At 65.5% G+C, this 14,636-nt stretch carries 12 protein-coding genes; 11 read left to right on the top strand and 1 reads right to left on the bottom strand.

Annotated elements, in window-relative coordinates; translation table 11 throughout:
• Nucleotide 1: 1 nt before the first annotated feature.
• A complete protein-coding gene (locus AOP74_RS00470) occupies nt 2–1,015 on the bottom strand; it encodes an AAA family ATPase (RefSeq protein ID WP_061960374.1) in 1,014 nt (337 codons plus the stop codon).
• A 234-nt stretch (nt 1,016–1,249) separates the two neighbouring features.
• Between AOP74_RS00470 and mraZ the strand changes: the two genes are divergently transcribed.
• The 11 genes from mraZ to murC all read left to right on the top strand — a co-directional run bounded on the left by mraZ (nt 1,250) and on the right by murC (nt 14,325).
• The gene (gene mraZ, locus AOP74_RS00465) at nt 1,250–1,717 is read left to right on the top strand and encodes a division/cell wall cluster transcriptional repressor MraZ (protein ID WP_061960373.1); all 468 of its coding nucleotides are present in this window, start codon (nt 1,250–1,252) and stop codon (nt 1,715–1,717) included.
• Nucleotides 1,718–1,825: 108 nt separating this feature from the next.
• Entirely contained in the window at nt 1,826–2,809 is a 984-nt protein-coding gene (rsmH, locus tag AOP74_RS00460; protein ID WP_061960372.1) for a 16S rRNA (cytosine(1402)-N(4))-methyltransferase RsmH, read from the top strand.
• Nucleotides 2,806–3,219, top strand: coding sequence for a cell division protein FtsL (gene ftsL / locus AOP74_RS00455; RefSeq protein ID WP_061960371.1), 414 nt, complete (start codon nt 2,806–2,808; stop codon nt 3,217–3,219). The genes rsmH and ftsL overlap by 4 nt, the downstream gene beginning before the upstream one ends.
• Before the next feature lie 269 nt (nt 3,220–3,488).
• Entirely contained in the window at nt 3,489–5,222 is a 1,734-nt protein-coding gene (locus tag AOP74_RS00450; RefSeq protein WP_061960370.1) for a peptidoglycan D,D-transpeptidase FtsI family protein, read from the top strand.
• 11 nt (nt 5,223–5,233) lie between these two features.
• Nucleotides 5,234–6,790 (top strand): UDP-N-acetylmuramoyl-L-alanyl-D-glutamate--2,6-diaminopimelate ligase, encoded by a 1,557-nt coding sequence (locus AOP74_RS00445; protein WP_061961848.1) that lies wholly within the window; start codon nt 5,234–5,236, stop codon nt 6,788–6,790.
• Complete coding sequence (locus tag AOP74_RS00440) at nt 6,787–8,178, top strand: UDP-N-acetylmuramoyl-tripeptide--D-alanyl-D-alanine ligase (protein ID WP_061960369.1); 1,392 nt, start codon at nt 6,787–6,789, stop codon at nt 8,176–8,178. Before AOP74_RS00445 ends, AOP74_RS00440 begins: the two co-directional genes overlap by 4 nt.
• The gene (mraY, locus tag AOP74_RS00435) at nt 8,175–9,272 is read left to right on the top strand and encodes a phospho-N-acetylmuramoyl-pentapeptide-transferase (RefSeq protein ID WP_061960368.1); all 1,098 of its coding nucleotides are present in this window, start codon (nt 8,175–8,177) and stop codon (nt 9,270–9,272) included. The genes AOP74_RS00440 and mraY overlap by 4 nt, the downstream gene beginning before the upstream one ends.
• A complete protein-coding gene (murD, locus tag AOP74_RS00430) occupies nt 9,269–10,636 on the top strand; it encodes a UDP-N-acetylmuramoyl-L-alanine--D-glutamate ligase (protein WP_169746267.1) in 1,368 nt (455 codons plus the stop codon). The genes mraY and murD overlap by 4 nt, the downstream gene beginning before the upstream one ends.
• An 8-nt stretch (nt 10,637–10,644) precedes the next feature.
• Entirely contained in the window at nt 10,645–11,868 is a 1,224-nt protein-coding gene (locus AOP74_RS00425) for an FtsW/RodA/SpoVE family cell cycle protein (protein ID WP_061960366.1), read from the top strand.
• Nucleotides 11,861–12,973, top strand: a complete 1,113-nt coding sequence (locus tag AOP74_RS00420; protein WP_236683684.1) for a UDP-N-acetylglucosamine--N-acetylmuramyl-(pentapeptide) pyrophosphoryl-undecaprenol N-acetylglucosamine transferase — start codon at nt 11,861–11,863, stop codon at nt 12,971–12,973. The genes AOP74_RS00425 and AOP74_RS00420 overlap by 8 nt, the downstream gene beginning before the upstream one ends.
• Nucleotides 12,970–14,325 carry a UDP-N-acetylmuramate--L-alanine ligase gene (gene murC, locus AOP74_RS00415; protein WP_061960365.1) on the top strand — a complete coding sequence of 452 codons (1,356 nt, stop codon included), beginning with the start codon at nt 12,970–12,972 and terminating at the stop codon, nt 14,323–14,325. Before AOP74_RS00420 ends, murC begins: the two co-directional genes overlap by 4 nt.
• The last annotated feature ends 311 nt before the right edge of the window (nt 14,326–14,636 follow it).

Here is a 14,636-nt window from a genome sequence, read left to right as displayed (position 1 = left end):
GTCAGCGACGTGCGCTGGCGACGCGGGTAGCCGATCGAGATGCGGGTGCACCAGGGATCGCTGTGTCCGCGATGATCTGTGTCACGACGTCCTGGGGGTCGAGGCTCGCGAGGCGGGCTTCGTGGGAGGGGAGGAGGCGGTGCGACAGCACTGCGGGTGCAAGCGCCTTGATGTCTTCGGGGAGTACGTGGCCGCGACCGTGCATAACGGCAGTGGCTCGCGCAGCGGCGAGAAGCTGAAGCGAGGCACGCGGGGACGCTCCGAGCCGGAGAGCCGAATGCCCGCGCGTTGCAGCGACCAGCGCGAGAACGTACTGCTTCGCAGCCGCAGAGGCATGGACCGCGTCGGCCGTAGCCATCGCCTCGGCAATATCGCGCGTTGAGGCTACTGGGACCACATCGGCGAGCGGATCGCCACCGCCGTCGCGGCCGTCCAGCATCGCCATCTCTGCCTGCGCTGAGGGGTACCCGACCGACACCTGCGCCATGAAGCGGTCGCGCTGAGCCTCGGGCAACGGATAGGTGCCCTCCATCTCGATCGGGTTCTGCGTCGCGACCACCACAAACGGGTTTGGGAGCGGGCGAGTGGTCCCGTCGACGGTGACTGATCGCTCTTGCATGGATTCCAACAGCGCTGACTGTGTCTTGGGAGAAGCACGGTTGATCTCGTCTGCGATGACGACGTTGGCGAACACGGGTCCTTGGCGAAACTCGAAGGTGTGCTCAGCCGCGCGATAGATGTTGACTCCGGTCACGTCCGCTGGCAGCAGGTCAGGAGTGAACTGAATACGGCCTACCGAGGCATCGATGCTTGCGGCGAACGCGCGGGCCAACGTGGTCTTTCCCACGCCCGGGACGTCCTCCATCAGGACGTGGCCTCGTGCCAGCACCGTCGCGAGGACGGCGGTGATGGCATCTTCCTGCCCCGCAATGACCCTGCTCATCGACTCGTGAATCGCGCTCATCCGGCGCTGGACCTGTTCGAGTTGCACGGCCGTGGGAGGGGACTGGGTCATGGAAGCTCCTTTGCGTCTCTACCTGGTGAGCCTATGCGATGAACGCCGCTTGCGACACTCCCGGGGCGCCTTCGGCTCGCCTCGACGCGGAAATCCCTCCACTCGACATCCACGCTGTTTACCAGGAGGTTTAGGGTCAGTCGCGGGTGAATCGTGGACTTCGCCTCCAAATGTGGGGAGAAGTGGAGTAAAGTGGGGGAATCGAGCGAGTCGTGGCGCTGAGGAGGTGATCGCGTGTCGGAAGCACTGGCGCACGGTCTGGGCCCCACAGGGGTCTTCCTTGGCACGTTCACGCCTCGACTCGATGACAAGGGCCGGCTGATCCTGCCCGCGAAATTTCGCGGGAGGCTCGCGTCGGGTCTTGTTGCCACGCGTGGGCTGGATCGTTGTGTGTTCCTGTTCCCCCTCGACGAGTTCGCAGTCGTCCACGACCGCCTGCGACGCGCGCCGTTGGAGAACAAGAACGCACGCGACTACCTACGTAACTTCCTGGGTCACGCCTCGGATGACATTCCCGATAAGCAGGGTCGAATCTTGCTCAGCACTCCGCTACGCAAGTACGCCGGGCTTGATCGAGACGTCGCCGTGGTGGGCATGGGCTCCCGCGTTGAGGTGTGGGATGCGCAGGCCTGGGAGGACTACCTCGAACGAGGCGAAGACGAGTACGCCGCTACTGCGGCGGAGGTGTTTGACGCCATGTAGACGCACCGTGTTTCGCGGCCTCCTCCCGCGCAGCTCTGACGGACTTCCCCCCGCCAGAGAGCCGGAGGGAGACCGGGAAACACGGTGAAAGACAGGGAAGGAGGGACCATGTCGGATGCAGCATCACGTCACCAGCCGGTGATGCTTCAGCGATGCGTCGACCTTCTCGCGCCTGCGCTCAGCCACGAGGGCGCGGTCGTCATCGATGGCACGCTCGGAATGGGCGGCCACTCGGAAGCCCTCCTCACCCAGTGCCCGGACGCCACGCTCGTCGGAATCGACCGCGACCCTCAAGCCATTGCGTTGGCCTCTCAGCGGCTGCAGCGTTTCGGTGACCGCTTCATTGCTCACCACGCGGAGTACGACGACATGGCCGGGGCGCTCGCGGCCGCAGGCGTCGACAAGGCCGATGGAATCTTGCTGGACCTGGGGGTCAGCTCGCTCCAGATCGATGAGGCCGACCGCGGCTTCTCATATGCCCAGGATGCTCCGCTGGATATGCGGATGAACTCCGAGGACTCCGTGACGGCCGCGGACCTTCTCGCGACCGCGGACCAGCGTGAACTGACGCGAATCCTGCGTGTGTATGGCGAAGAGCGCTACGCGGCGCGCATCGCGGAGTCCATCATCGCCCGGCGCGACACTGACCCCGTGGAGCGTTCCGCTCAACTGGTCGACCTTGTGCGGGCGTGCATCCCTGCCGCCACCCGCACCGCTGGCGGCAACCCCGCCAAGCGCACGTTCCAAGCATTGCGCATCGCCGTCAATCGCGAGATCGAAATCCTTGAGCGTGCCGTACCCGCTGCGGTGGAAGCCCTGGGAACCGGCGGCCGCATCGTGGTCGAGTCCTATCACTCACTTGAGGACCGCATCGTCAAGAACGTCCTCGCGGAAGGCTCGACAGCATCGGCCCCTCCTGGTTTGCCTGTCATCCCGGATGAGGATCAGCCGTACCTGAAACTCCTCACTCGGGGAGCGGAGAAGGCCCCCGAGGCAGAGGCAGAGGCTAATCCTCGCTCCAAGCCGGTCAGGCTCCGTGCCGCCGAACGAACCCGTCCCACCCCGTCGAAGCGCCATAGGAGGGCAGCATGAGTGCAGCGCCCCTTCGTCAGTCCCGGCCCGTGAACGCGAGCCAGCCTTCGCGCAGCCGCGGCGCCGCGCAGGCCCCGGCACCTCGACGCCATCTTCATGCGGTCGCCGCGCCGGAACAAGCACGGTCGTTGGCACCTTTCGCCATCACGTGCGTGCTGATCATCCTCGGTGCCATGGCCTCAGTGCTGTTGATCAACACCCAGATGACTGAAGGCGCTTTCGAGCGTCGCGACCTCAAGATTGAGATCGCTACGTTGCACCAGGAGCGCGCAGCGCTCGTGAGTGAGCTCGAGTCGTTCTCGGCGCCGCGCTACCTCGCGTCGGCTGCCGATGAGCTGGGCATGGTGCCCGCGGAAGCCAGAGGATTTGTGTCCATCGCAGAGTCGTCGGTCCTGCACCAGGGAGAGTGATGAGCCAAAAGCAGCCTCCACGCGGACCGCGAAAGACACGTAGTACGGACAAGTCCGCTCGGCCTCAGCGCCCTACGCAAAGCAAGTCTCGCTCCACATCGGGGTCGGCCAAGCCGGCGGCCGGTGCACCTCGGCGGAACACTCAGCCCGGTCCAGCCCGCAAACGTCCTGCCCAGGCGCGCCCCACGGCCCCGCGAACAGCCTCATCCACGCCTCCACGGACCTCGCGCGTCGAGCGCGTCGGCAACCCTGTCAACCGCCAGCGCTTCATGATGCTCATGATCTTGGCGATCCTGGGAGTGTTCGCTGCGCGCTTGGTGATGGTTCAGGTCGTGAACGCGGAGGAACTATCCACGGCCGCGCTCGAGAATAGGCTCGCCACAACGGAGATTGCCTCGCAGCGCGCGGACATTGTTGACCGCAACAGCACGGTGCTCGCTACGTCCGCTGAGCGCTTCCACCTCTTTGTGGACCAGAACGATGTCGCGGCGTGGGAGCGCAAGGAGGGCGGTCAGGTTGTCGCCTCCGGAGCTCTCGACGCCGCGCGAATCCTGGCTCCAATCCTCGGGGTCAGTGAGTCGGAGCTTGCCGCGGACCTCGTGGGTGACAAGGACTTTCAGTACATCGCGAAGTACGTGACGCCAGAGACCTGGGATTTGGTTGCCGACGAGAAGATTGCCGGCATCGACTATGAGCCGGTGTCCGAGCGCGAGTATCCCAACGGAGATGTCGCCGGAAACCTGGTGGGCTTCGTGGGCGGTAAGGCCGATGCCGTAGGCGTCAATTGGGGACTTGCTGGCATTGAGGCCTCGTACGAGTCCGTGCTCCTCGGCGAGTCCGGATCGCTGACGTACGAGCGCGGCGGGCAGGGAACGGTGATCCCCACCGGCGTGCTCGACGAGGATCCCGCTACGCCAGGTCAAGACGTCATGCTCACGATCGATCGTGACATTCAGTACTACGCGCAAGAGCGCCTCGATGAGGCTCTCGCCACGACGGGCGGCCGCCAGGGAATCGTGACGGTCCAGCATGTGGAGTCGGGTGAATTTCTCGCCATTGCCGACTCCAGCAGTGTCGACCCCAATGACCCGGGCGCCTCTGACGCGGGCGATCGCGGCGCGGCCTCCGTGGAAGACGTGTTCGAGCCCGGCTCGACCGGTAAGGCGATCACGGTCGCTGCCGCGCTTGAGGAAGGCATCGTCACTCCTACCAGCCGCTTCTCCGTTCCCTACGAGTACACGACGGAAAATGGCCAGACCTTCAAGGATTCGCACGAGCACGAGACGCAGCAGCTGACGACCTCCGGCATCCTGGTCACCTCGTCCAACACCGGAACGGTGAAGATCGGTGAGCAGTTGAGCGAGGCGCAGCGCTACGAGTACTTGGAGAAGTTTGGCTTCGGAACCCGGACGGGCGTGGGAATGCCAACGGAGTCGCCCGGCATTTTGCGCGACTGGGAGGACTGGGACGGCCGCACCGAGTACGCCGTGCTGTACGGCCAGGGTGTCGCAGTGACTGCGCTGCAGACGTCGCAGGTCTACCAAACGCTCGCCAACGGGGGAGTGCGCGTGCAGCCCTCCGTGGTGAAGGGCTTTGTCGATGGTCATGGTGAGTTCACGCCGGCCGAGGACACCGAGCCCGTCCGCGTTGTCTCGGAAGAGACTGCAGATCAGGTCATGCTCATGTTGGAGGATGTCACCGAGTCTGGAACCGGTGGACTGGCCAAGATCGATGGCTATCGCGTTGCCGGCAAGACTGGTACCGCACAGGCCGTTGGCACTTCTGGTGAACTCGACTCGATCGTGGCATCGTTCGTAGGCGTCGCGCCCGCTGACGATCCTGAGATCGTCGTGTCCGTGATCGTGTTTGACCCCAAGAGTTCCATCTGGGGCGGCGAGGTGGCCGCGCCGGTGTTCTCCGACGTGGCAACCTTTGCCTTGCAGGCTCTGCGGGTTCCGCCCTCGGCTCCTGCTGAGGAGATGTACCCGACCACCTGGGAGTGACAGTGGCAGATATGGCACTGCGACCTTCGAGCGCGGCGCCCACCGCACTCGCAGACGTCGCGCACCGCATTGGCGCACCGCTGTCCGCGGGAGGCGAAGGCATCAGCGTGACCGGGGCAACCGTTGACTCACGGGACGTGCGCCCAGGCGACCTCTTCGGCGCTTTCCCTGGCTTTACCGTCCACGGCGCCCGCTTTGGGGCCGATGCCGTCGCGAGTGGAGCATCGGCCCTCCTCACCGATGCTGAAGGAGCTGAGCTTCTGTCTGAGGCGGGCGTGGACGTGCCGGTCTTGGTGACGGCCGATGCTCGTCTCGCTATGGGCGAGGCCTCCGCCTTAATCTATGGGGACCCCAGCCGCGATCTCACGTTTGTGGGTGTGACCGGTACCAATGGCAAGACCACCACGGCATATCTCATCGAGAACGTTCTGGCGCGGGTGCACGAGCACACCGGCATCATGGGCACGGTTGAACTTCGGATTGGAGATGAGGCGATCGAGTCGCCTCGCACCACGGTCGAGTCGCCGGTGCTCCACGGGCTCCTTGCCCGCATGCGGGAAGAGGGCGTCACCGCTGCCGTCACGGAGGTCAGCTCACACGCCGCCTCCTTGGAGCGCATCTCCGGCGTCGAGTTCTCCGTCGCGGTCTTCACGAACCTGCAGTGGGATCACCTGGACTTCCACGGCACCATGGACAACTACCTCGATGCCAAGGCGAAGCTCTTTGCTCCGGGTCGTGCGCGCTTTGGCATCATCAACGTCGACGACGAGTGGGGGCGCAAGCTGGCCGCCCGCGTCGAGATTCCCGTCCAGACCGTGTCGACACATGCAGCCGATCCTCACCCGGCCGACTGGACCGTGACGCACGCGGACATCGGCCTCGACGGCGTCGGTTCGCGATTCACTTTTACCGACCCAGATGGCGCGGAGCACCAGGGATTCTCTCCACTGCCAGGGCTCGTGAACGTCTCCAACTCGATTGTTGCGATCGCTGCGGCGCATGCCGCGGGGGTGAGCCTCGCGGAGGCCATTGAGGGCGTGGCGACTGCTCATGGCGTGCCCGGACGCATGGAACGCGTGATTGAGCGCAGTGACGTGGATCCGCTTGCGATTGTGGACTACGCCCATACCCCGGACGCTCTCGAGTTGGCCCTGGAAGGCGTGCGCCCAATTACCCCGGGCCGCCTCATCCTCATCTTTGGCTCGGACGGCGACCGCGACCAGGGCAAGCGTCCGGTCATGGGCGAGATTGCCGCGCGGCTTGCCGACGTCATCGTGCTGACAGACGAGAACCCCCGGTCCGAGGCGCCCGCTGCGGTGCGGGCGATGATCCGTGAAGGCATCCAGAAGGTGCGCCCTGCGCTCGCCGATGTCCACGAAGTCGAGCCGCGCGCACTGGCCGTCGAGACCGCCTTGCGCCTGGCGAACTCAGAAGACACCGTTATCGTGACGGGCAAGGGACACGAACCCACGCAAGAAATTGCGGGCGTGTTCCATCGATACAACGACCGCGACGCCTACCTGCAGGCGTACGCACGCATTACTGCCGAAACGGAAGGGCACGCATGAGGGAGCTGACGGCGCAGTGGATCGCCAACGCCGTAGGAGGTGAGTTGGCCGCTGACGTCGACACCCGAGTGCGAAGCGTCGAGAAGGATTCGCGACTCATCACGCCGGGCGCGCTGTACGTCGCGTTTGTCGGCGAACGTGTCGACGGCCATGAGTACGCCCCTCGCGCTTTTGAATCCGGTGCAGCGCTCGCGCTCGTGTCGCAGCCTGTGGCCGGTCCGCACATCTTGGTCGACGACGTCGTTGCGGCGCTTGGGTCGCTCGCGCGCGCCTATCTGGCGCTGCTGCGTGTCGAGGGCGATATTCGGGTGATCGGCATTACCGGCTCCAATGGCAAGACCACCACCAAGGATCTGTTGGCTCAGGTCCTGCCCGAGGCCATTGCGCCCCAGGGGAGCTTCAACAACGAGATTGGCCTGCCGCTGACGGTCCTACGCGCAGACGTCACTACCGAGTGGCTTGTGCTCGAGATGGGCGCGTCCGCCCCGGGCGACCTGGCCTACCTGACACGGATTGCGCCCCTCGACATTGCGGTGGTGCTGACCGTGGGTACGGCGCACCTGGGTGGATATGGATCGGCCGATGCTTTGGCTGAGGAGAAGGCCAGCCTTCTGGATGGATTGGTGCCGGGTGGATTGGCTGTGCTGAACGGCGACGATCCGCGAGTGGCGGCGATGGAGTCGCGGCCAGTGCTTTCCGAGGGCGACCGCCGTCTGGTGACGTTCGGAGTGGGCGGACAGGGCCGCACGCTCCAGGCTTCGCGTATCGAGGTCAAGGCCGGCTGCGCTGACTTCGACCTCACCGTTGCGACTGCCACCGAGCACCTCACGCTGTCGCTCGTCGGCGAACACCACGTGACCAACGCGCTCGCCGCGATCGCGGTGGCGCTTGAGGCGGGGCTGACGGTCGGCGACTCCGCTGAGCGTGTCGCTGCCGCCACGCCACTGAGCCCCCACCGCATGGCATTGACGGTGCGCGCTGACGGAGTGCGCATCCTGGATGACAGTTACAACGCGTCGCCTGAATCGATGCGTGCTGCGCTGCGCGCGTTGAAGGACGTCGCGGACGCTGGCCGTTCCTTTGCGGTGGTTGGCGAGATGCTCGAGATGGGCGACGCGTCGCTTGCGGCTCACGAGGAGGTGGGGCTGGACGCTGTGCGCCTACGCATCGATCACCTTGTCGTGGTGGGCGCTGGTGCGCGCGCCGCGTACGTTTCCGCGGTCCGCGAGGGCTCCTGGGGCGACGAGGCTGCGTTCGTCGCTACGATTGACGAAGCCCGCGAGTTTCTCGCGGAACGAGTGAGCGGCGGAGATACCGTGCTCGTCAAGGGCTCCCACGGCACCGGGCTGTGGAAGTTGGCGGACGACTTGGTGGGAGAGACTGCATGAAAGCGGTGATGTTCGCAGGCGGCATCTCCCTCGTGATCGCACTGTTGGGGACCCCTGTCTTCATCCGCTACCTGACTCGCCATCAGTATGGGCAGTTCATCCGGCACGATGGTCCCGCTTCTCACCTGGTAAAGCGCGGCACGCCCACTATGGGTGGCGTCGTCATCATCTTCGCGCTCGTTGTCGGTTGGCTGGGTGCCAACCTGCTCACGGGCCGCACGCCGTACGCGTCTTCGATGCTCGTGGTGTTGCTGATCGTGGGCCTCGGCCTCGTCGGCTTCCTCGACGACTACATCAAGATCCGCCAAGAGCGATCGCTGGGTCTGAGAGCCCGGTGGAAGATCCTCGGCCAGGCCATCGTCGGTATCTCCTTCGGTGTGCTCGCGCTGCAGTTCCCCAACGAGCGTGGACTGACGCCAGCGTCGGAGTCGATATCCTTCCTCCGCGATACCTTCTTGGACCTGGCCTACTGGGGCCCGGCCATCGGCATCATTCTGTTCATCATCTGGTCGAACTTCCTCATCACGGCCTGGTCGAATGCCGTGAACCTCACCGATGGACTCGATGGTCTCGCCAGCGGTGCCGCCCTGATCTTCTTTGGCGCGTACACGCTCATCACCGTGTGGCAGTACAACCAGTGGTGTGGCTTCACCTCCGCGTCCTCGCAGTGCTACGAGGTGCGAGATCCGCGAGACCTCGCCATCCTCGCCGCCGCGATCGCCGGCGCGTGCTTCGGCTTCCTGTGGTGGAACGCATCCCCAGCGAAGATCTTTATGGGCGACACCGGCTCGTTGGCCCTCGGTGGTGCCATTGCGGGAATCACGATCATGTCGCGCACCGAACTGCTCGGCGTGATCATTGGTGGCCTGTTCGTGATCATCGTCGCGTCCTCGGTCATCCAGATCGGTTGGTTCAAAATCTCCGGCGGTAAACGGGTGTTCAAGATGGCGCCCCTGCATCATCACTTTGAGCTGATGGGCTGGGGAGAAGTGACGATCGTCATCAGATTCTGGATTATTGCGGCGCTGTGTGCTGCCGCTGGTGGAGCCCTGTTCTATACCGAGTGGGTAGTCACGCTGCCCTCTGGCCAGTGAGCGCCTTTGCCGGACTGAGGGTCTTGATCCTCGGCCTCGGCGTTGCCGGAGCGTCCGCCAAAGACGCCTGCGATGAACTTGGAGCACAGGCCGTCACGGTCGATCCCAGCGGTCGCGCCGATCACACCGACCTCTCCGGTGTCGATCTCGCATCCTTCGACCTGTGCATGTCGTCGCCGGGTTTTGCTCCACACCACGAGTGGGTCCGGGCCGTGCAGGATGCCGGCGTCGAGATCGTCTCGGAGATGGAGTTCGCGTGGCGGGTGCGCACTCCAGGCATCCCGTGGGTTCTCATCACCGGTACCAATGGCAAGACCACGACGACGCAGATGACGGGCGCGATTCTTGAAGCTGGAGGCGTCGATGTCGCCGTGTGCGGCAACATGGGCGTCCCCGTGATTGCCGCCGCACGTGAGCAGCACGATGCCGTGGCCGTCGAGATCGCCAGCTTGCAGTTGCATTTCACGTCCACGTTGTCGCCGCACGCCGCGGTGTGCCTCAACGCCGATGAAGACCACCTGGACTGGCATGGCTCCGTCGAGGCCTACCGCGCTGACAAGGCGCGCGTCTATGAACGCGTCCAGGTCGCATGCGTCTACGGCGCACATGACCCCGTCACGGAGTCGATGGTGGAAAACGCCGACGTCGTGGACGGATGCCGGGCTATAGGAGTGACGCTCGGTTCACCAGGGCTGTCCCAGCTCGGCGTTGTCGAGGGCGTGCTCGCTGATCGCGCGTTCCACGATGGCCGGCGTCACGAGGCCATCGAGCTCGGCCACGTTGACGACTTGGCTCACCTTGTCGGAGGCACGGTTCCTCCGTATCTGATCTTCAATGCGCTGTGCGCCGCCGCCCTGGCTCGAGCCCTGGGCGTCGCTCCCGAGGCTGTCACGCGAGGTCTCAGCACCTTTGCGCTCGACGCCCACCGCACTGCGCTGGTGGGGCGCGTCGGTGACGTCACGTGGGTCGACGATTCCAAGGCCACCAATGCCCACGCCGCTATCGCTGCTTTCGGGGGCCACAGCCCGCAATCGGTGGTGTGGATCGCCGGGGGATTGGCCAAGGGTCAGGAGTTCGACGACCTGGTCGGCGCCGTAAAGGAACGCATCCGGGCAGTCGTGCTGATCGGTGAGGACCCCGAGCCGCTGGCAAGCGCGCTCGCGGGACACGCGCCGGATATCCCGGTCACACGCATTGAGCCGGGGGAGACTGTCATGGTCAGGGCCGTACACGCGGCTCGGGAGGCCGCATCGGCGGGCGACACCGTGCTGTTGTCACCGGCATGTGCCTCCTTTGATCAGTTCCGCAGCTATGCGGATCGAGGCGAAGCCTTCGCCGCAGCGGTGGAGGCACTGGACGGATAGGAGGGGTGATGACGGCCACGGCTTCACGACGTTCCCGTTCCGACACCCCGCCCTCCGGCTCCCCGGTCACGACGTACTACCTGATCGTCGCCGCCACCACGATGTTGGTGCTGATCGGTCTCGCGGTGGTGCTGTCGGCGAGTTCGGTGACCGCACTGCGCATCGACGGCGACAACTCGCCGTACACGCTGTTTGTGACGCAGGCCGTCGCGCTCGTGCTGGGACTGGCCGCGCTCCTCGTGGGATCGCGCATGTCCATCGAATTCTGGAAACGCAGCGGCCCTGTGATTCTTTACGTCTCGATGGGTTTGCTGGTGATGGTGGCCCTGGTGGGTGAGTCCGTCGGTGGTAACCGCAACTGGATCCGCATTGGCCCCATGAGCTTCCAGCCATCAGAGATGGCCAAGGTGGGCATCGCGCTGTACCTGGGCGTCGTGCTTGCGCGCTTCCGCCGCGACCTGACCACCATCAAGGGCATTTTGGTCCCCGGTGGCTTGATGTCGATTGCTGTCATTGGCTTGGTCATGTTGGGCCAGGACCTCGGCACCACGCTCGTGATGATCATGATGGTTGCCGCAGCATTCTGGGTGGCCGGCGCCCCTAAGAAGTTCTTCGTCATCGGAGCCCTGGCCTCAGTTGCTTTGGTCGCGGCGTCGCTCACGGTTGGGTCGAGCCGCTCTGCCCGTATTGACGCCTGGCTGAACCCCGACCTGGCAGACCCGCAGGGGATCGGCATGCAGTCGGTGCACAGTCTGTGGGCGCTGGCGTCCGGTGGTCTGTGGGGCCTGGGCCCTGGCATGAGCCGCGAAAAGTGGGGCGGCTACCTTCCCGTCGCGGACTCCGACTTCGCGTTCGCGATCATCGGCGAGGAGTTCGGCCTCATCGGAACTCTTCTGGTCCTGATCGCGTTTGGCATGTTGGCGGTCGCGATCAACCGCCTGGTCCAGCGCCACACCGACCCGTTCGTACAGATCGCTGCTGCCGCCCTTGGCGCGTGGCTTGTCGGTCAGGCACTCGTGAACATTGCCGTGGTGATCGGCCTGCTGCCCGTCACCGGTGTGCCGTTGCCGCTGATTTCTTCTGGAGGCTCGTCTCTCATCATGTCGCTGGCTGCCGTTGGAGTTCTCATGGCCTTCGCGCGCCGCGAGCCAGGGGCAGAGGCAGCCTTCGCTGCCCGTCCCAGCGTTCTGCGCCGTTCCATCGCGGTCGTTTCGCGAGGCCGTCGTGGCTAGCATCCTGCTCGCTGGCGGGGGTACCGCCGGACACGTGAATCCCATGCTCGCCACTGCGCACGAGCTCCGCGACCGCGGCCACGATGTCGCAGCGCTCGGCACTTCCGAGGGACTGGAAGCGGACCTCGTGCCTCGAGCCGGCATTGAGATGCATGTGGTGCCGCGCGTGCCCATGCCGCGTCGCCCCTCTGGCGACCTGTTCAAGCTTCCTGGCCGGCTGCGGGCCGCCGTACGCGCGGCGGAGGACGCGATCGACGCAACCGGAGCATCGGCCGTCGTGGGTTTTGGCGGTTTTGTCTCGACGCCTGGTTATCTTGCTGCTCGCCGCCGCAAGTTGCCGATCATCGTTCACGAGGCGAATGCGCGCCCTGGACTGGCCAACAAACTCGGGGCTCGCTGGGCCGCTCGCGTCGCGATCACCCTTCCGGATACGCCGCTCAAGGGCGGTGTCGTGACCGGCATGCCGCTTCTCCCGCCTGTGCGGGAGTTGGCAGAGACATTGGCCGATGCTCGGGTCGCCGCGGACGTTCGTGGCGCCGCCCGTGAGGCGTTGGGATGGGCAGCCGATGCCCCGGTGCTGGTTGTCACCGGCGGCTCCCAGGGTGCGGCAAGCCTGAACGCAGCGACGGCCGCAGCAGCAGCGACGCTCACCGATCACGGCGTGCACGTGTGGCACATCACCGGTCGGGGCAAGTCGGTGGAGGCCGAGCGCGCCAAGGGCGACCTGAGCGCCGCCAAGCGAGACATGTACCGCGTCGAGGAGTACTGCCACGACATGGCAACGGTGTACTCGGCCGCGGGCGCCGTTGTGTGCCGCGCGGGTGCCGGAATGGTGGCAGAGGTCACTGCGATGCGCCTTCCCGCAATGTATGTGCCATTGCCTCACGGCAACGGCGAGCAGGCGCTTAACGCGATCCCAGCCGTGGAGGCGGGCGCCGCGACGATGGTGGAGGACGCAAAGCTGTCCCCAGTCGTTCTTGAACTAGGTGCCGAGCGCATGTTGCTTGAGGGCACCGATGGACAGCAAATGATTCAAGCGGCTGCCGACTTTGGCATCGCTGACGGAGCCGCGCGAGTGGCAGACCTTGTGGAGGAAACGCTGTGAGTCGCGTGCATTTCATTGGCGTGGGTGGCTCCGGCATGTCCGCGGTGGCTCGCCTCACTGCGGCGGCCGGACACGAGGTCTCGGGCACCGATATGCGCGTTAGCCACTACTTCGAGGCGCTCCGCGACGCCGGCATGAACGTCACGATTGGTCACGATGCCGCCAACGTAGATGGCGTCGATCAGGTCGTGATCTCGACGGCTGTGCGTGAGACCAACCCAGAACTTGCGCGCGCTCGTGAGCGCGGCATCGAGGTGGTGCACCGTTCGGAGGCGCTCGCGCGTGCTCTCGACCACCACCGCCTGATCGCGGTCGCAGGCTCTCATGGCAAGACCACGACCTCCGCGATGGTCGCTCACGTGCTTCACGGCGCGGGTGTTGACGCGTCGTTCGCGGTCGGCGCACGCGTCTTCGGCATTGACGGCGCTGTCGCGGGCGGGTACGCAGGAGACAGCGACATTGCTGTAGTGGAAGCGGACGAGTCCGACGGCTCGTTCCTGCGCTACCACCCCGAGGTGGCGATTCTTCTCAATGTTGAACCCGACCACCTGGACTACTACGGCACCGAGGAACGCCTCCACGAGGCCTTTACCGAGTTTTCCTCCGACTGCCGCGTCCTCGTGGTGTGCGCGGATGACCCCACCGCGATCAGCATCGCCCGCACCGCGAGCGAGCGCGGCGTCGAGGTCATCAGCTACGGACGTGGAGACGGCGATGTGCGCGTCTCGGCTACCGGCTGGGCATACCAAGGCGAGGAGTACACCGTCGCGGTGCCGGTGCCAGGGGATCACATGGTGCTCAATGCGGCGGCGGCCTGGGCCGCGTCTGTCGCGATGGGCGCAGACCGCCAGGCAGCCGCGCGTGCCGTGGAGTCCTTCGGCGGCACCGGCCGGCGCTATCAGCTTCGCGGCGAGGTCGCGGGCATCACCGTCGTGGATGACTACGCGCATCACCCCACCGAGGTGGCAGCCCTGATCGCGGCGGCTCGCTCTGCTGGAGCTGGCCACCTAGTGGTGCTGTTCCAGCCTGCGCTCTTTAGCCGTACTCAGCTCCACGCCGCCAACTTCGCCGCGGCGCTGTCCGCGCCTAACGCGGATGTGGTCATTTCCGGGGTCCACGGTGACCGCGAGGACCCCCTTCCCGGCGTCAATTCGCAGACCATTCTCGATCAGATGGTGATCCCTGAGGACTCGACTGCCGTCGTCGTCGAGACGCTCGAGGATGCGGCAGCACGCGTCGCTGACGTTGCTTCCGAGGGCGACTTGGTGCTCACCGTCGGCTCGGGACCCGTGACGTATGCCGGCGAGTGGATCCTTGATGCACTGAAGGCACGCGAGGCCGGCAATGGCTGACAAGGGCACGCCGCCGTCTTCCGGCCGTCCGGCAGCGCCGGGGCGGCCCGCTGTGCCCCGGACTACGAGTAAGCGCGAGTCGGAGGCGCCTGTCCGGCGCGCCCAGCCCACGCCTCCACGCACGGGCAAACAGCCGTTGGGCGGCGCCAAGAAGCCTCGGAGCGGCCAACAAGCCACACGGAAGTCCGCACCCAAGCCTCCGACGCCAGGCGCGGTGCGCGCCGGTAGTACGCGCAAAGCAGCTCCGCGCACGGCCTCAACGCGCACAGCATCAACGCGCACAACCGCCCCACGGACCGCCCCCACCCGCA

The sequence above is a fragment of the Demequina flava genome (assembly GCF_000975035.1).
Classification (GTDB): Bacteria; Actinomycetota; Actinomycetes; order Actinomycetales; family Demequinaceae; genus Demequina; species Demequina flava.
The sequence above is the reverse complement of the archived record's forward strand: the minus strand, read 5'-3'. Positions and strand labels throughout refer to the sequence as shown.